The following is a 17184-nucleotide window of genomic DNA, read 5'->3' on the forward strand; positions in this document are numbered from 1 at the left end:
AGCGAACCTCATCAGGAGGCGGGGAGAAACACCCTCCCCTACCCGATCCCCACCACCTCCAGCTCCTGCTCGCCCTTCCCCGCGACGTCGCCGACCGCCTTGCCCATCAGCAGCCTTGCTACCGGCGCCGCGAACGAGATCGTGCCCTGCTTCGGGTCGGCTTCGTCCTCGCCGACGATGCGGTAGGTCTGGACGCGGCCGTCGGGGCGGCGGAAGGTGACGGTGGAGCCGAACTCGACGACGTCGCTCGACTCCGGCTCGGGCATCAGTTGCGCGCTGCGGACGCGGATGTCGAAATAGCGCAGGTCGCGCGCGGGGATCGCCTCGGCGCGGCGGCGTTCGTTGACGTCCTCGATCTCGGCTGCGGCCTCGACGCCGGCGCGCGCCTCGGCGAGCTGCGCTTCCATCGCCTTCAGCCCCGCCGCGGTGACGAGATTGGGATGCTCCGAAATCGGCCGATCCGGCAGCATTGTCTCCGACGCGGTTTCGGCACTTTCTTCCTTGGTGAAGGCGACGCTCAATCGGACTCTCCGTAAGAGGGAATGGCCGAACCTATCGCGGCTCGGCCAGTTCGAGCAACGCCGCGCTGGCGCGTTGGTTCGAACGCCCGCGGCGGGTCGACGATCCCGCGCGGATTCCGGCCTGGAGCAGTGGGAAGTAGGATTATTTACCGTGCGGCGGCTGCGGCGCGCTCTGGTCGCGCTTCATCGCTTCGAGCTTGATCGCCAGCAGGATCAGTCTTTCGGCCGGATTCGGCGCCGCAGCGGCGGCAACCGCCCGGCAGCGATCGGCGACGGACTGGAGATAGGTCAGGCGCTCAATCATGGACGGAGACCGACGAGGTTCCCGCCCGGCCGACGAAAGCGACGGCCGCGGGGCGAGCGGGCGGTTCGCTCGCGGCCGGGGCGGTCGACCAGGACGACATCGGACCACGCGGAGAAGACCTCGGCCATCTGCGATGATTCATCGAACTCCTCGTCCTCACGCTGCCGAGATCGAGACGACACGCCGGATCGCGGCCAACGCGACCGCCGTGTCAGGAGTCTCGGGCATGCGACTGCCCGAGACTCCTGATCACCACCTCACTCCCCGGGCAGCGAGAAGTTCGGCAATGATCGCGGGCACGCGAATTGCGGTCGTCCCGTCAAAGGCCGGTTTCCATGAAGTGCATCGTCGCGCCAAGCGTGTCGCCGATGAGGAAGGCCCGCTGGTCAGATTTGACCGCTGCCGACGGGTTATTTCGCCCGGCTCTGCGCTCAGTTCGCCCGAGTCCAGGTCGAGGATTTGCAGATCATGCCGCCCATCGCGCAGCCCTGGGTGGTCAGGGTGCCGCCGGCGAGACTCATCTTGCCGGTGTAGGTCTTGCCGTCTTCGGGATTGAAGGCGCTTCCGGCCCAGGCGTTCGGCCCGGACGGCTTCATGTCGAAGAACACCTTCTGGCCGACCTTGGCAGGGGTCTCGACGCCCGGCTTCAGCCAGACCAGCGTGCCGCAGACGGCGCCGCCGCAGGGCGCGAACTTCACCTTGGACAGGCCGGTATCGCGCAGCCAGGTGCCGGCGACGTCGTCGGCGCGGGCCGCGCCGGCGGTCGCGGCCGTCATCGCGGCGACTGCCAGCAGCGCCAGGCCGGCGACCATCCCTGAACCAACGCGAGCTGATGTCGTTCGCATGTCCCCTCCCGATCGTCATTCACGCGGCGCATCGCCGCTTGCGATCAGCCAATCGCGCGGCGGGGCGCAAGTCAATCGGATCGCGACCCGTACTGCTACGAAGCTGATCGGAGCCGAACGCACAGCGCGACGGATCCCGTCGTCGGCCGTTCTGTATCAGGCCAGCCAGTTCTCGACCTTCAATCCCCGGACGCGCTTGAATTCCTGCGTATTGGCCGTGACCATGATCGCGCCCAGCGATTTCGCGTGGGCGGCGATCAGCAGATCGTTGCCGCCGATTGGCGTCCCGGCGGACTCCAGTGCCGAACGGATCGCACCATATTCGGCGTCGGCCGGCGCCTCGAACGGCATCACGTCGATCTCGCCGAGCAGATCGCCGACGGCCTTGCTCAGCTTGGACGACCCACTCTTGGCGCAGCCATAGCGCAGCTCGGACGCAACGATGATGCTGGTGCAGACGCCGGCTTCGCCGACCTTGGCGATGCGGCGCGCGGCCGCGCCCTGCGGATTCCGGATCAGATCGGAAAGGATGTTGGTGTCCAGCAGGTAGCGCGTCACAGGATTTTCTCCGGCGCCGGCGCCGGATCGTCAATCTCCGGAAACGCCTCGTCGAGCGGGGTCATCGATGCCAACAAGGCGATCAGACCGCGTTTACGCACCGGCTCGATCACCAGACGGTCACCGTCCCGATGCATGATGGCTTCATCTCCGGGCAATTCGAATTCCACCGGAATGCGGACCGCCTGGTTCCTGCCGTTGCGAAACAACCGGACGTGTCGGTGGACCGGCATGCTGACCTCCATGGCATATGCCAATAACATATGCCATCGCGCCGGCCCTCACAAGACCGCCCGGATGACGCCCTACCCCTTCACCACCGCCTCCAGCCGCCCCAGCACCTCGGCGATACCCCTCTCGACCATCGCCGCCTCGATCAGCACCACGCGATAGTCGCGCGCCTCCAGCCAGTCCTTGCGGGCAGCGCGGTCGGTCGCGATCGCGTCGCTCTCGTCCGGGTTGACCAGTTCGATCGCGATGCGGTTCGGGAACGAGACGAAATCCGGGATGTGGCGGCCGACCGGGGTCTGGCGCTTGAATTGGCCTGCGAAGCGGCGGTCCTTGCGCAGGTGCTCCCACAAGAGCCGCTCGGCGTCGGTCGGGTTGCGGCGGAGCATTCGCGCCAGCCCGCGCATCGAGCCGGCGTCGTCGCCGTGGCCGGCGGCGGCGCGCTCGGCCAAGAGCGCGCGCAGCTTGGTCGCCTGGGTGCCGTCGAGCACGCCGCCTTTGGCCGGGCCCTTGCGGCCCTCGGCGATCGCCATCACCGCGCCGTGCAGCGTGTGGATGTCCTGCCTGGTCGGGTCCATCCGGGTGAAGATGTTGCGCAGATTGACCAGCATGGTGTCGCGCTTCTCCGGCGGGCGCAGAAACTCGACGCGGTCGAGCTCGGCGACGAGGTTATCGAAGAACGCCGTCATCTGGTGCTGCGAGGCCGGCTCGGAGCGCTCCGGCATCGCATAGGGCAGCGCGCCGCCGGTGGCGTGCTTGAACCATTCGTAGCCCATCAGCAGCACGGCCTGGGCGAGGTTCAGCGAGGCGAAGGCGGGATTGACCGGGAAGGTGACGATGCGGTTGGCGAGCGCGACCTCCTCGTTCTGCAGGCCGTAGCGCTCGCGGCCGAACAGGATGCCGGCGGTGCCGCCGCTCGCGGCCGCGGTGATCATCTCCTGCGCCGCCGCCTCCGGCCCGCGCACCGGCTTGGCCTGGTCGTGGGCGCGCGCGGTGGTGGCGAACAGCAGCGTGCAGTCGGCCACCGCCTCGCCCACCGTCTCGAACAGCTCGACCGCGTCCAGGATGTGATCGGCGCCGGAAGCCGAGCGGCGGGCATGGACATTGGGCCAGCCGTCGCGCGGCTTCACCAGACGTAAACGTTTCAGGCCGAAATTACCCATGGCGCGGGCGCACATCCCGATATTTTCGCCCAGTTGAGGTTCTACCAGAATCACAACGGGGCCTGCCAAGTCGGACTCGGGCCTGGATTTATCGGTGCCGGAACCGGCCATCAAACGAGCTTTCAAAGATCCGCCTCGGGGTCGACCGAGGGCGCGCAGCGTATGCGTGTTGAGATTATAGCGGAGCTTGAGCCGGGCCACCGCGAGCGGCCTCTTCCGCGCGCTTTGGGTGCCAAGTCTGGCGCGATTTCTCAAGCGAAATAATGCGTTTACCGTGAACTTTGACGATTCGTTAAGAACCTGAAGCCGGGCTTCGCCTGTCACATGAGCTGCGGTCTGCCGGGGCCGGCCGCGCAACGCCCGCCGCGCGCCGCCGTGCCGCGCTCTGGAACGCTGCAAAACCTGCCGTTTTGCCCGTCCATTCACCTTTCGGCTGGCGCAGGCCGGTGCTATAGCGGGCGCGGCTCACGCCCAATCCCGCCCCAAGCTGTCGCAAAGAAGGCCCGATCCCGCATGGCGAAAATCAAGGTGAAGAACCCCGTCGTCGAACTCGACGGTGATGAAATGACCCGCATCATCTGGCAGATGATCAAGGACAAGCTCATCACCCCGTTCCTCGATGTCGAGCTGATGTATTTCGACCTCGGGATGGAGCACCGCGACGCGACCGACGACCAGGTCACCATCGATGCGGCGAACGCCATCAAGCAGGTCGGCGTCGGCGTCAAATGCGCCACCATCACCCCGGACGAAGCGCGGGTGAAGGAATTCGGCCTCAAGAGCATGTGGAAGTCGCCGAACGGCACGATCCGCAACATCCTCGGCGGCGTGATCTTCCGCGAGCCGATCATCTGCAAGAACGTGCCGCGGCTGGTGCCGGGCTGGACCAAGCCGATCGTGATCGGCCGCCACGCCTATGGCGACCAGTACCGCGCGACCGACATCAAGTTCCCCGGTCCCGGCACGCTGACGATGAAGTTCGTCGGCGACGACGGCCAGGTGATCGAGCGCGAAGTGTTCAAGGCGCCCGGCGCCGGCGTCGCGATGTCGATGTACAACCTCGACGAGTCGATCAAGGACTTCGCCCGCGCCTCGCTGAACTACGGCCTGATCCGCAACTATCCGGTGTATCTGTCGACCAAGAACACCATCATGAAAGTCTATGATGGGCGCTTCAAGGACATCTTCGAAGAGATATTCCAGGCCGAGTTCAAGAAAGAATACGACGCCAAGGGTCTGACCTACGAGCACCGGCTGATCGACGACATGGTCGCCTCGGCGCTGAAATGGTCCGGCGGCTACGTCTGGGCCTGTAAGAACTACGACGGCGACGTGCAGTCCGACACCGTGGCGCAGGGCTACGGCTCGCTCGGCCTGATGACCTCGGTGCTGATGACCCCGGACGGCAAGACGGTCGAGGCCGAAGCCGCCCACGGCACCGTCACCCGGCACTATCGCGAGCACCAGAAGGGCAAGGCGACCTCGACCAATTCGATCGCCTCGATCTTCGCCTGGACCCGCGGCCTGGCCCATCGCGCCAAGCTCGACAGCAACGAAGAGCTGGCGAAGTTCGCCGACACGCTGGAGAAGGTCTGCGTCGAGACCGTCGAAGCCGGCGCCATGACCAAGGACCTCGCGCTGCTGGTCGGCGCCGACCAGCGCTGGCTGTCGACCGAGGGCTTCCTCGACAAGGTCGCGCAGAACCTGCACAAGGCGATGAGCGAGACCAAGGCGGCCTGAGCGCGGGCTCGCGCGACAGGCGCGGGCGATCGAACTCCATGATCTGAAAGCCCGGGACCCGCGCCCGGGCTTTTGTTTGGGACAGGTGTGCAATGACCTCATCGGGCAATCCGGCCGACGGTGCCGACGACGATCTGCTGTGGCTGGAGGAAATCGAAGGCGACCGGGCCGTGGGCTGGGTCGAGGCGCAGAATGCGCTTACCAGAGCGCAATTCTGCGATGCCGCTTACATCGCCGATTTCGACGCCGTGCTCGACATCCTGAATGCCGATGACCGCATCCCGTTCGTGCACAAATCCGGCGACCACCTCTATAATTTCTGGAAGGACAAGGCGCATCCGCGCGGGCTCTGGCGCCGCACCACCCTCGCGAGCTATCGCAGCGTCACGCCGGATTGGGAACTGCTGCTCGACATCGATGCGCTGAATGCCGCCGAGGGCGTGTCCTGGGCGTTCGCCGGCGCGGTGCGCTCGCCGGACAAAACGCGGGCGCTGGTCAGCCTTTCGTTCAACGGCACCGACGCAGTCGAACTCCGCGAATTCGATCTCGCAACGAAGCGCTTCGTCGATTGCGGATTTGCAATCCCGCAGGCCAAGACCCGCGCCGACTGGCTCGATCAGGACACCATCCTGTTCGGCAGTGCGCTCGGAGCCGAAGACAGCACGGCGGCCGGCTACGGCCGGCTGGTGCGCAAATGGCGCCGCGGCACCCCGCTCGACGCCGCCGAGATCGTGTTCGAGGTCGAGAAGGAGGACGTCGCTGCCTGGTTCAGCGTCAATCGCCGGCCGACCCACGAGGCGGTGGCCTATTGGCGGGCGGTGGATTTCACCCGCGCGCAGATCTTCGTCGAGCCGCAACACGGCGCTTTCGCCGGCCAGCGGCTTCGGCTCGACCTGCCGGAGCAGGTATCGATCTCGCTCAATGCCGACGACCTGTTGTTCAGTCCGAAAGAGGACTGGCGCGTCGGCGACCAGACCATCGCCGCTGGAGCGTTGGCGGTGATCGGGCTCGATCGTTTCCTTGCGGGCGCGCGCGATTTCGAGATCATATTCGCGCCGACCCCGACCCGGTCGCTGCAGTCCTGGCTGGAAACACGCCACGGCGTGATGTTGCAGATCCTCGACGACGTCCGCGGCCGCATCGAGCTCGCCAGCCGCGGAGAAAGCGGCTGGAGCAGCCGCGCCCTGCCCGACTTGCCGGACAACGCCTCGATCTATGCGGAGAATTTCGGCGGCGAGGACGAGCCCGAACTGGGCCGCGAACTGGTGCTGACGGCAACCGGCTTCGACCAGCCGACCACGACGGCGCTGTGGACCGGCGAAGGCGCCCCGGAATTGCTGAAGCGCGCGCCGGACTCGTTCGACGCAACCCGGATCGAGGTCGAACAGCGCCACGCTCTCGCGGCCGACGGGACCCGGATTCCGTATTTCCTGATCGGCAGGGACTTGTCCGTCGGCGGCCCGCCGCGGCCGACGATTCTCTACGGCTACGGCGGCTTCGAGGTGTCGCTGACGCCGTCTTACATGAGCATCGTCGGCAAGCTGTGGCTCGAGCGAGGTCATGTCTATGCGCTCGCCAATATACGCGGTGGCGGCGAGTTCGGCCCGTCCTGGCATCTGGCGTCCCGCAAGGCGACGAAGCACGTCGCGCATGACGACTTCGCAGCGGTCGCACGCGATCTCGCGGCGAGCGGCGTCACCACCGCAGCCAAACTCGCCTGCCACGGCGGCAGCAATGGCGGATTGCTGGTCGGCAACATGCTGACGCGTTATCCGGAGTTGTTCGGCGCGATCTGGTGCAGCGTGCCGCTGCTCGACATGGCGCGCTACACCAAACTACTCGCCGGGCAGAGCTGGATCGCCGAATATGGCGACCCGGAAAATCCCGAGGAGTGGGAGTTCATCCGCCGCTTCTCGCCCTATCATCTTGCGAGTGGCGCGAAACCCTATCCGCCGATCTTCATCACCACCAACCGCACCGACGATCGCGTGCATCCCGGCCACGCCCGCAAAATGGCAGCCCGGCTGCAGGCGTTCGGGCAGCCGGTGTGGTTCGACGAAACCGTAGCGGGCGGCCATTCCGGCGCGGTCGACAACACCAAGCAGGCGCAGAGTCAGGCGCTCGGCTTTGCGTTTTTGCGCAGCACGATCTGCGCGGATTGAGCGCTGCGCGCGCCGGCATGATCGGCTGCAACATCGACCCCGTCGCCGCTAGGCCGGGCGGCCCAGCCTCGCCAGCATCGCCTTGGCGATCTCGTCCTCGCCCATGATCACGACGTCGGCGCCGTTGCTCTTCAGATGCACGACTTCCTCGGCGGAATGCGCCCGGGCGATGATCGGGAGGGTCTGGTTCAGCGCGCGCGCCTTGGCGACGATCTGGCCACCCTCGAAGGCGTCGGGGATCGCCACCAGCAGACCGCGCGAGCCGGCGATGGCGGCGGCCTCCAGCATGTCCGGCGCCGCCGCGTTGCCGCCGATCGCGGCGATGCCCTCGCGCTGCAACTGCGCCACGCGTTCAGCGTCGTTCTCGATCACTACGAGGTCAGCGCCGTCCTGGCGCAGCGCCGCGCCGACGGTGGAGCCGACCCGGCCGTAGCCGATCAGCACGACGTGGCCGTCGTGATGCGCCGGCTTGGCCCCCGCGCCCAACGTGGTCTTCGCCCGGGCGTCCGGGTCAGGCGCCTTCACCTTCGTCTTCGACAGCGTCTCGCGCATGCCGAAGCGATCGAGCAGCGCGAACATCAGCGGATTGAGCAGGATCGAAATGATCGCGCCGGCCAGCACCAGATCGCGGCCACGATCCGGCAACAAGGCGAGGCTGACGCCGAGGCTGGCGAGGATGAAGGAGAATTCGCCGATCTGCGCCAGGCTGGCCGAGATCGTCAGCGCCGTCATGTTGGGATGACCGAACAGCCGCACGATCAGGAACGCCGCGAGCGACTTGCCGAAAATGATGATCAGCACGGTGGCGAGCACCGGCAGCGGCTCACGGATCAGGATGCCTGGATCGACCAGCATGCCGACCGAGACGAAGAACAGCACCGCGAAGGCGTCGCGCAGCGGCAGCGTCTCGTTAGCGGCGCGCTGGCTCAGCTCGGATTCCGACAGGATCATGCCGGCGAAGAACGCCCCCAGCGCGAACGACACGTCGAACAGCATCGCCGCCCCGAACGCCACGCCGAGCGAGATCGCCAGCACCGCGAGGCGAAACAGCTCGCGCGAGCCGGTATGCGCCACATAGTGCAGCATCCACGGGATCACGCGGCGGCCGACCACCAGCATGAACGCCACGAAGGCCGCGACCTTGCCGAGCGTCAGCGCGATCGGCAGCGCCACGCTGTCCCAGCTCGCGCCATTGGCCTGGCCCTTGAGCAGGTCCGCCACCGCCGGCAGCAACACCAGCGTCAGCACCATTGCGAGGTCTTCGACGATCAGCCAGCCGACCGCGATCCGGCCGCGATTGCTGTCGATCAGCCGGCGCTCCTGCAACGCGCGGAGCAGCACCACGGTGCTCGCCACCGACAGCGCCAGGCCGAACACCAGCCCACCCCCGAACGTCCAGCCGAGCGTATGACCGAGGCCAACGCCGAGCGCCGTCGCGACGCCGATCTGCACCACCGCGCCGGGGATCGCGATCCTCCTCACCGACAGCAGATCCTTCAGCGAGAAATGCAGGCCGACGCCGAACATCAGCAGGATGATGCCGATCTCGGCGAGTTCGTTGGCCAATTTCTGGTCGGCGACGTAGCCGGGCGTGAACGGACCGATCACGACGCCGGCGAGCAGATAGCCGACCAGCGGCGACACGCGCAGCCGCTGCGCCGCGACACCGAACATGAAAGCCAGCACCAGGCCGGCCACGATCGTGGAGATGAGAGGCGTATTGTGTTCCATAAACTCGTTGTGTGGCATGACGACGCGAGATGCCACCTTCGATCCGGCTACCCATCGCCGCAGCGATTGCAATCGATCAAAGGCCGCAATTTGTCGCTGGCATTGACGACGAAATTGCGATCTTTTGCCGCAGGTCGACCCATTTTGACCGAACCCCTCGCCGACGCGGCAACGCCGTGATTGATGGACCATCATGGCAGCAGCAACCGATATCGGCGTCTACCGGGAGGCCCTGGTGTTTCTCGGGACCGCCGGCGTCCTCATTCCGCTGATGGCGCGTCTGCGCATCAGCCCGGTGCTCGGTTTCCTGGTTGCCGGGCTGGTGCTCGGCCCCTACAGCCTCGGCCGGATCGGCCAAGGTATCCCCTGGCTGCAGGCGATCACCATTACCTCGCAAGACGCGGTCGACCGATTAGCCGAGCTCGGCGTCGCCTTTCTGCTGTTCACCATCGGGCTGGAGCTGTCGTTCGACCGGCTGTGGACGATGCGCCGGTTGGTATTCGGTCTGGGCATGTCGCAGGTGGTGCTGACCACGGCGGCGATCAGCGGCATCGCGCTGGGATTCGGCAACACCGTCGAAGCCAGCCTGGTGATCGGCGCCTGTCTGGCGCTGTCCTCGACCGCGATCGTGCTGCAGCTCCTCGCCGAGCAGAAGCGGCTGGCGACCATCGCCGGACGCAGCATTTTCTCGGTGCTGCTGGCGCAGGATCTCGCGGTGGTGCCGATTCTGTTCCTGATCGTGGTGCTCGGCAATTCGGGCGCCGCCGGTTCGGGCGCGGTCGCGGCCGGATCGGTCTGGTACGGCCTCGGCATGGCGATGGTGCAGGCTGCCGCCGCGATCCTGCTGATCATCGGTTTCGGGCGGCTGGTGCTGCGCCGGCTGTTCCGGCTGGTGGCGCACACCAACAACCGCGAACTGTTCATGGCGACCATCCTGTTCGTGGTGGTCGGGACCTCGTTACTCACCCATGTGGCCGGGCTGTCGATGGCGCTCGGCGCCTTCCTGGCAGGGCTGGTGCTGGCGGAAACCGAATTCCGCCGCCAGGTCGAGGTCGACATCGAGCCGTTCAAGGGCATGCTGCTCGGGCTGTTCTTCATCTCGGTCGGGATGCGGATCGACGTCGCCGAGGTGGCGCGCTACCCCGCGATGGTGGCTGCCTCGGTCTTCGGCATGGTGGCGCTGAAGGCGGTGCTGATCGCGGCGCTGACGCGCGGCTTCGGGCTGTCGTGGCCGGTGGTGGCGGAAGCGAGCCTGCTGCTCGCCGGCGGCGGCGAATTCGCCTTCCTGGTGCTCGGGCTCGCCAGTTCATCGGGGCTCGTCACCCGCGAGGTCGAGCAATTCATGCTGCTCGTGTCGTCCGGCACCATGCTGCTGACGCCGTATCTGGCGCGGCTGAGCCGCAAGGCAAGCAAACGTGTCCACAACGCCACCGCATTGGCCGACGGCGACGGTGATCCCGGCCCCGCCGAGGCGGGCCGCATCATCGTCGTCGGCTACGGCCGCGTCGGCCGCATCCTCGGCGACATCCTGAAGAAGCAGGACAAGCCGTTCATCGGCATCGAGATCTACCCCGAGGCGGTGCGGAAGGCGCGCAAGGCCGGACACAATCTGATCTACGGCGACGCGACGCAGCGCGCCTTCCTGCGCAAATGCGGGCTCGACGAAGCGACGGCGCTGGTAGTCACGATGCACGACGCGAACGCCGCCGAGCACGTCGTCGCCGCAGCTCGGGCCGAGCGTCCCGACCTCCCGGTGATCGTCCGTGCCCGCGACGCCGCACACGCCGTGCGGCTGTTCAAGCTCGGCGCCACCGACGTCGTCCGCGAAGTCCTGGAAGCGAGCTTCGAAATCGCGAGCACAGTGCTGCAGACCGTCGGCATGCCGGTCGGCAAAGTGATCGCCATCATCCACGACGAACGCGACGCGCGGAAGAAACAGGTGCGGGAAGGCGTGGCCGCGGATTGACCGATCCGTCGTTCGCGCTCGCCCCCTCGTTCGTCATTCCAGCGCGCGCGCAGCGCGAGCCCGGATTCGAGAACAGCCTGTTCTCGCGTTCAGGATAGAAGACGCAACCGGACGAAATCCGTCGATTGATCGCCGCCGCCGCAAAGCGCGCCAACCGCGATCCCACCGCCATGGCTGTCCCGTTTTGATCTGCGGCCGTCCGAGCCGACGCAAGACTCGCCGGGCGCCCGGAACTCACAACCTCGGCCGCACTTATCGATGATCGGCTTCCCGCCGTACGGAGTTTCTTTGATGGACATGTCCGGCGAAAGCCTGGTCGTCATTCTTCTCGTCGGCATCATTGCCGGTTGGCTGGCCGGCCAGATCGTCCGCGGTGCAGGCTTCGGGCTGATCGGCGATCTCCTGATCGGCGTCGTCGGCGCCCTGATCGGCAGCTGGCTTTTGCCGCAGCTCGGCATCCAGCTCGGAGCCGGCATCGTTCGCGCGATCATCAACGCGACCATCGGCGCGGTCCTTCTGCTGCTCGTCCTCCGGCTGGTCCGCGGCGGCGGGTTCCGCAGGTACTAAACCATCCTCGACGGCATCGCCGGTCCGATCATCAACTCACCAAAAGCGTCGAACCGATGAAGCTGGGCAAAACCCAATCCCTGAGAGACGTCGCCGGCCTGGTCGGGGCCTGCGCCGTCACGATACTGGCCGTGATCATCATCTCGGCGCTGTATGTCGGCCGCGAGGTGTTCGTGCCGGTCGCGCTCGCGATCCTGCTCAGCTTCGTGCTGGCCCGCCCGGTCAATCTGTTGCAGTCGTGGCATGTGCCGCGCGCGATCGCCGCCATCGTCACCGTACTGCTCGCATTCGCGGTGATCTTCGCACTCGGAAGCCTGATCGCGACGCAGCTGTCGCGGCTGGCCGGCGATCTGCCGCAATATCAGTCGACGATCCAGTCCAAGATCACCTCGCTGCGCGGCGTCACCGGCGGCTCCACGACGCTGGAGCGGGCCGGCGGCATGTTGCAGGATCTCAGCAAGGAGCTCAACAAGCCGACCAATGCTCCCCCGCCGTCGCTGACCAATCCGCCGCCGAACACCTTGTCGTCGCGGCCCGTCACGCCCGTCCCGGTCGAAGTGCTGCAGCCCGATCCCGGGACCCTGGCCAATCTGCGCTCGCTGATCGCCCCGCTGGTGTCGCCGCTCGCCACCACCGGCATCATCGTGATCTTCGTTATCTTCATTCTTCTGCAGCGGGAGGATCTGCGCAACCGGCTGATCCGTCTCGCCGGCGCGCATGATCTGCAGCGCACCACCGCGGCGCTCGACGATGCGGCCAGCCGGCTCAGCCGACTGTTTCTCAATCAGTTGCTGATCAATTCCGGGTTCGGCGTCCTGATCGGCATCGGACTTTGGATCATCGGCGTTCCGAGCCCCACGCTGTGGGGCATTCTGGCCGCAGTGCTTCGCTTCGTGCCGTATATCGGATCGATTATCGCCGCGGCCTTCCCACTGACACTGGCGGTCGCGGTCGATCCCGGCTGGTCGATGCTGGTGTGGACGGCGCTGCTGTTCTTCGTGATCGAGCCTGCGATCGCCCATGCGATCGAACCGATGGTGTATGGCCGCAGCACCGGGCTGTCGCCGGTCGCCGTGGTGATCTCGGCGACCTTCTGGACCGCGCTGTGGGGGCCGATCGGCCTCGTGCTCGCGACGCCGCTGACGGTTTGTCTTGTGGTGCTGGGGCGGCATGTCGAGCGCCTTGCGTTCCTCGACGTGATGTTCGGGGATCGGCCCGCGCTGTCGCCGCCGGAGATCTTCTACCAGCGGATGCTGGCGGGAGATCCCACCGAAGCCGCCGAGAAGGCCGAGCAGTTCCTGAAGGAGCGCTCGCTGTCGTCCTACTACGACGACGTCGCCCTGAAGGGCCTGCAACTTGCCCAGGCCGACCTCGACCGCGACGCCCTCGACCTGGTGCGGCTGACCAGGATCAAGGAGACGGTGCAGGAGTTTACTGACGACCTCACCGACGAGGTCGATCAGGAGCCGGACGGCGAACAGACCACCACCGACACCGAGGCGGCAGCCGCGGTGGAGGAGACGTCGGGCGACAGCGCCGGCGACGACATCCCGATGCTGAAGCCGAGCGATCTGAAGCAGGAATGGCAGGGCGAAGCGCCCGTGCTGTGCATCGGCGGGCGCAGCCAGCTGGACGAGGCCGCGGCGCTGATGCTGGCCCACCTCTGCCGCGTCCACGGCATCGGCGCCCGGGTCGAGCCGTCCAGCGCGCTGTCGACCAAGAACATTTTCGGCCTCGACGTGTCGAACGTCGCTCTGATCTGCCTGTCGTATCTGGAGGCGTCGAACACCGCCCATATCCGCTATGCCGTGCGCCGTCTGCGCCGCAAGGCGCCGCATGCGAAGATCATCGTGGCGCTGTGGTCGGCGGAAGACCCGAAGATTGCCGACACCAACGAGTCGGCGAAGGCGGATGCGACCATTCTGACGCTGCGGGACGCCGTGAAGTTCTGCGTCGAGGAGGCGCACGCCGCACCGCCGCCGCCGCAGACGATCGAAGTGCCTGCGCGCGCGGTCGTCTGAGCGGTCGCCCCGATGCCGTCATTCACGCCAAGCATCGTCATTCCGGACGCCGTGGAGCGGCGATCCGGAAGCTCGAAGTTGTCTGACGTTTTTCGTGACAAGCTCGGGATTCCGGGTTCGCGAGCTTTCGCTCGCGCCCCGGAATGACGGCGGGAGCTAACTACTTCGCCGCCCGCCGATAGTGATAGCGATACAGCTCAGTGTCCAGGCCGGGGCTGGATGGGCGCTACGCAGCGCCGGCCAGGCGTCGAGGCAGGCCTGCTCGACCCGCCACGCCAGCGCCGGCGACATCGGACCGGCTCAGCCGCCGATCGCCGCGGCGATGGCGTCGAGCGCGGCCTGCGCCTTGGAGCCGTCGGGGCCGCCGGCCTGCGCCATGTCGGGCTTGCCGCCGCCGCCCTTGCCGCCGAGCACTGCGGACGCCGTGCGCACAAGGTCCACCGCGGAGAACCGCGCCACCAGATCGGGCGTGACGCCGACCACGATCGAGCCCTTGCCGTCCTCACTTCTGGCGACCAGCGCGATCACGCCGGAGCCGAGCTGCTTCTTGCCCTGATCGACCAGGCTCTTGAGATCCTTGATCTCGATACCTTCGACCGCGCGCGCCATCAGCTTGATGCCGCCGACGTCGCGGACATCGGCGCCGCCATCGGCCGCGCCGGCCGCACCACCGCCGCCCATCGCCAGCTTCTTGCGCGCATCGGAGAGTTCGCGCTCGAGCTTCTTGCGCTCGTCCATCAATGCGGCGATCCGCGCCGGCATGTCGTCGACCGTGGTGCGCAGTTCGGCCGCGGCCTGCTTGGCGGTATTGATCGCCGCATTGGCGCTCTGCCGCGCGTAGCGCCCGGTCAGCGCCTCGATCCGGCGGACGCCGGAGGCGACCGCGCTCTCGCCGGTCACCGAGATCAGGCCGATGTCGCCGGTGCGCCGCACATGGGTGCCGCCGCACAATTCGACCGACCAGCCGAGCGCGTTGGAGCCGTGGTCGCGGGCGCTCTTGCCCATCGACACGACGCGGACCTCGTCGCCGTATTTCTCGCCGAACAGCGCACGCGCCCCGGCCTCGCGGGCGTCGTCGACCGCCATCAGCCGCGTGGTGACTTCGTCGTTTTCGAGCACGATATCGTTGGCGATGTCCTCGACGCGGCGCAGTTCGTCCGCACTGATCGGCTTCTGATGCACGAAGTCGAAGCGCAGCCGATCCGGCGCCACCAGCGAGCCCTTCTGCGCGATGTGATCGCCCAGCACCTGGCGCAGCGCCTCGTGCAGCAGATGCGTCGCCGAGTGATTGGCGCGGATCGACGAGCGGCGGGCGTGATCGACGTCGAGCGTGAGCGCGATGTCGCGCTGGATCGTGCCCTGCTCGACCGTGCCGAGATGCACGAACAGATCGCCGGCTTTCTTCAGCGTCTCGGTGACGCGGAAGCGCACGCCCTCGGCGGTCAGCACGCCGGTATCGCCGACCTGGCCGCCGGACTCGGCATAGAACGGCGTCTGGTTCACCACGATCGCGCCAGTGTCGCCGGCCTTCAGCGCATCGACTTCGGCGCCGTCCTTGACCAGGGCCGTGACCACCCCCTCGGCGGTCTCGGTGTCGTAGCCCAGAAACTCGGTCGCGCCGAGCTTCTCGCGCAGGCCGAACCACACGGTCTCGGTCGCGGCCTCGCCGCTACCCGCCCACGATGCCCGCGCCTTGGCGCGCTGCCGGTCCATCGCGTCGGTGAACGAGGCGATGTCGACGCTGATACCGCGGTTGCGCAGCGCGTCCTGCGTCAGATCCAGCGGGAAGCCGTAGGTGTCGTACAGCGTGAAGGCGGTGTCGCCGTCGAACATATCGCCCTTCTTCAGCGACGCGCTCTTCTCGTCGAGGATTGTGAGGCCGCGATCGAGCGTCTTGCGGAAGCGGGTCTCTTCGAGGCGCATCGTTTCCTCGATCATCGCCTCGGCGCGCACCAGCTCCGGATAGGCCTGGCCCATTTCGCGCACCAGCGCCCACACCAGCCGCCACATCAGCGGTTCGCTGGCGCCGAGCAACTGGGCGTGGCGCATCGCGCGGCGCATGATCCGGCGCAGCACGTAGCCGCGGCCTTCGTTGGAGGGCAGCACGCCGTCGGCGATCAGGAACGACGACGAGCGCAGATGATCGGCGATGACGCGGAACGACGCGGCATCCTGCTCGGTCGGCCCACGGCCCAGCGCCGAGGACGTCGCGTCGATCAGGCTGCGGAACAGGTCGGTGTCGAACACGCTGTCGACACCCTGCAGGATGCAGGCCATCCGCTCCAGGCCCATGCCGGTGTCGATCGACGGGCGCGGCAACGGCAGGCGCTCGTCCTTCGTCACCTGCTCGTACTGCATGAAGACGAGATTCCAGAATTCGAGGAAGCGGTCGCCGTCCTCCTCCGGCGAGCCGGGCGGGCCGCCGAAAATGTGTTCGCCGCGGTCGATGAAGATCTCCGAACACGGGCCGCACGGGCCGGTGTCGCCCATCGCCCAGAAATTATCCGAGGTCGGAATCCGGATGATGCGGTCGTCGGAGAAGCCGGCGATCTTCTTCCAGTACGAGGCCGCCTCGTCGTCTGTGTGATAGACGGTGACGAGCAGCTTGTCCTTCTTGAGGCCGTATTCCTTGGTGATCAAATTCCAGGCGAGCTCGATCGCGCGTTCCTTGAAGTAATCGCCGAACGAGAAATTGCCGAGCATTTCGAAGAAGGTCAGATGCCGCGCGGTGTAGCCGACATTGTCGAGGTCGTTGTGCTTGCCGCCGGCGCGCACGCATTTCTGCGAGGTGGTGGCGCGCTGATACGGCCGCTTCTCCAGCCCGGTGAAGACGTTCTTGAACTGCACCATGCCCGCATTGGTGAACATCAATGTCGGGTCGTTGCGCGGCACCAGCGGCGACGACGAAACGATGTCGTGACCGTTCTTCGCAAAGTAGTTCAGAAACGCAGACCTGATATCGTTAACGCCGCTCATGTTCGTCCAATCGTCCGGGATGCCCGCGAAATGCCGGCTGGGTCCACCGCTGTCCGGGTGCCCAGCCTTTTAGACGCGAGGCCGCGCGCTGTCCAGAAAGTGGGCATGGATTCAGTTGTTTGCCACCTGCCCGGGGGGTTTGCGGGCGGCCGCGAAGACCCGTTGATAGCTCGCTGCACTGCGTTGACAGCCTTGCTGAAGCCGTGTTTGTGTCCTACTTGTTGAGACTAAGTCGCGTCGGGAGAGATCGGCCCAATTCTTCAGTGAAGGGGGCCGGCGCCGAAGGAGCAACCGCCCCGGAAACTCTCAGGCAAACGGACCGCGCGACAGGATGACATCTGGAAAGAGACCCGGTCGGGCGCAAGCCCGCTGCGGGTCCGCCGACGGGATAATGCTCTCAGG

At 66.6% G+C, this 17184-nt stretch carries 13 protein-coding genes and 1 riboswitch; of the genes, 5 read left to right on the forward strand and 8 right to left on the reverse strand.

The genetic code is table 11. The annotated features are described in order from the left end of the window. Positions 1-38: 38 nt before the first annotated feature. The 6 genes from greA to SR870_RS11150 all read right to left on the reverse strand — a co-directional run bounded on the left by greA (position 39) and on the right by SR870_RS11150 (position 3730). Entirely contained in the window at positions 39-521 is a 483-nt protein-coding gene (greA, locus tag SR870_RS11125; protein ID WP_322518018.1) for a transcription elongation factor GreA, read from the reverse strand. A 142-nt stretch (positions 522-663) separates the two neighbouring features. Further along, on the reverse strand, positions 664-825 hold the full coding sequence (locus SR870_RS11130) for a hypothetical protein (RefSeq protein ID WP_322518019.1): 162 nt from the start codon (positions 823-825) through the stop codon (positions 664-666). Positions 826-1256: 431 nt separating this feature from the next. Continuing rightward, on the reverse strand, positions 1257-1637 hold the full coding sequence (locus tag SR870_RS11135) for a DUF2147 domain-containing protein (RefSeq protein WP_322518020.1): 381 nt from the start codon (positions 1635-1637) through the stop codon (positions 1257-1259). Between the two features lie 189 nt (positions 1638-1826). After that, positions 1827-2228, reverse strand: coding sequence for a type II toxin-antitoxin system VapC family toxin (locus SR870_RS11140; RefSeq protein ID WP_322518021.1), 402 nt, complete (start codon positions 2226-2228; stop codon positions 1827-1829). Then, positions 2225-2461 (reverse strand): antitoxin, encoded by a 237-nt coding sequence (locus SR870_RS11145; protein WP_322518251.1) that lies wholly within the window; start codon positions 2459-2461, stop codon positions 2225-2227. Before SR870_RS11145 ends, SR870_RS11140 begins: the two co-directional genes overlap by 4 nt. 72 nt (positions 2462-2533) lie before the next feature. Beyond that, positions 2534-3730, reverse strand: coding sequence for a TrmJ/YjtD family RNA methyltransferase (locus SR870_RS11150; RefSeq protein ID WP_322518022.1), 1197 nt, complete (start codon positions 3728-3730; stop codon positions 2534-2536). A 402-nt stretch (positions 3731-4132) separates the two neighbouring features. Between SR870_RS11150 and SR870_RS11155 the strand changes: the two genes are divergently transcribed. Beyond that, a complete protein-coding gene (locus tag SR870_RS11155; RefSeq protein WP_322518023.1) occupies positions 4133-5359 on the forward strand; it encodes an NADP-dependent isocitrate dehydrogenase in 1227 nt (408 codons plus the stop codon). A 92-nt stretch (positions 5360-5451) separates the two neighbouring features. Continuing rightward, positions 5452-7521 carry a prolyl oligopeptidase family serine peptidase gene (locus tag SR870_RS11160; protein WP_322518024.1) on the forward strand — a complete coding sequence of 690 codons (2070 nt, stop codon included), beginning with the start codon at positions 5452-5454 and terminating at the stop codon, positions 7519-7521. 48 nt (positions 7522-7569) lie between these two features. On the opposite strand, the gene ybaL is transcribed toward SR870_RS11160, so the two are convergent. After that, a complete protein-coding gene (ybaL, locus tag SR870_RS11165) occupies positions 7570-9252 on the reverse strand; it encodes a YbaL family putative K(+) efflux transporter (RefSeq protein WP_322518025.1) in 1683 nt (560 codons plus the stop codon). 193 nt (positions 9253-9445) lie between these two features. Between ybaL and SR870_RS11170 the strand changes: the two genes are divergently transcribed. The 3 genes from SR870_RS11170 (at position 9446) to SR870_RS11180 (ending at position 13806) form a co-directional block, all read left to right on the forward strand. Then, positions 9446-11218, forward strand: coding sequence for a cation:proton antiporter (locus SR870_RS11170; protein WP_322518026.1), 1773 nt, complete (start codon positions 9446-9448; stop codon positions 11216-11218). A 291-nt stretch (positions 11219-11509) separates the two neighbouring features. After that, complete coding sequence (locus SR870_RS11175; RefSeq protein WP_322518027.1) at positions 11510-11785, forward strand: GlsB/YeaQ/YmgE family stress response membrane protein; 276 nt, start codon at positions 11510-11512, stop codon at positions 11783-11785. 56 nt (positions 11786-11841) lie between these two features. Then, positions 11842-13806: an AI-2E family transporter gene (locus tag SR870_RS11180; protein WP_322518028.1), complete on the forward strand. Its 1965-nt coding sequence runs from the start codon at positions 11842-11844 to the stop codon at positions 13804-13806. A 300-nt stretch (positions 13807-14106) separates the two neighbouring features. Here the strand turns inward: SR870_RS11180 and alaS are convergent, their stop codons facing one another. After that, positions 14107-16782, reverse strand: a complete 2676-nt coding sequence (alaS, locus tag SR870_RS11185; RefSeq protein ID WP_322518029.1) for an alanine--tRNA ligase — start codon at positions 16780-16782, stop codon at positions 14107-14109. A 227-nt stretch (positions 16783-17009) separates the two neighbouring features. Further along, a riboswitch (glycine riboswitch) is annotated at positions 17010-17114 on the forward strand. The last annotated feature ends 70 nt before the right edge of the window (positions 17115-17184 follow it).

It is taken from the genome of Rhodopseudomonas palustris, from assembly GCF_034479375.1.
GTDB lineage: Bacteria > Pseudomonadota > Alphaproteobacteria > Rhizobiales > Xanthobacteraceae > Rhodopseudomonas > Rhodopseudomonas palustris_M.

What these genes read in the sequence shown, in the direction of transcription:
- alaS (WP_322518029.1), bottom strand. Translation starts at nt 16,782, where the DNA reads ATGAGCGGCGTTAACGATATCAGGTCTGCGTTTCTGAACTACTTTGCG.
- SR870_RS11130 (WP_322518019.1), bottom strand. Translation starts at nt 825, where the DNA reads ATGATTGAGCGCCTGACCTATCTCCAGTCCGTCGCCGATCGCTGCCGG.
- SR870_RS11160 (WP_322518024.1), top strand. Translation starts at nt 5,452, where the DNA reads ATGACCTCATCGGGCAATCCGGCCGACGGTGCCGACGACGATCTGCTG.
- SR870_RS11180 (WP_322518028.1), top strand. Translation starts at nt 11,842, where the DNA reads ATGAAGCTGGGCAAAACCCAATCCCTGAGAGACGTCGCCGGCCTGGTC.
- SR870_RS11145 (WP_322518251.1), bottom strand. Translation starts at nt 2,461, where the DNA reads ATGCCGGTCCACCGACACGTCCGGTTGTTTCGCAACGGCAGGAACCAG.
- SR870_RS11135 (WP_322518020.1), bottom strand. Translation starts at nt 1,637, where the DNA reads ATGGTCGCCGGCCTGGCGCTGCTGGCAGTCGCCGCGATGACGGCCGCG.
- ybaL (WP_322518025.1), bottom strand. Translation starts at nt 9,252, where the DNA reads ATGGAACACAATACGCCTCTCATCTCCACGATCGTGGCCGGCCTGGTG.
- SR870_RS11155 (WP_322518023.1), top strand. Translation starts at nt 4,133, where the DNA reads ATGGCGAAAATCAAGGTGAAGAACCCCGTCGTCGAACTCGACGGTGAT.
- SR870_RS11170 (WP_322518026.1), top strand. Translation starts at nt 9,446, where the DNA reads ATGGCAGCAGCAACCGATATCGGCGTCTACCGGGAGGCCCTGGTGTTT.
- SR870_RS11175 (WP_322518027.1), top strand. Translation starts at nt 11,510, where the DNA reads ATGGACATGTCCGGCGAAAGCCTGGTCGTCATTCTTCTCGTCGGCATC.
- SR870_RS11150 (WP_322518022.1), bottom strand. Translation starts at nt 3,730, where the DNA reads ATGGCCGGTTCCGGCACCGATAAATCCAGGCCCGAGTCCGACTTGGCA.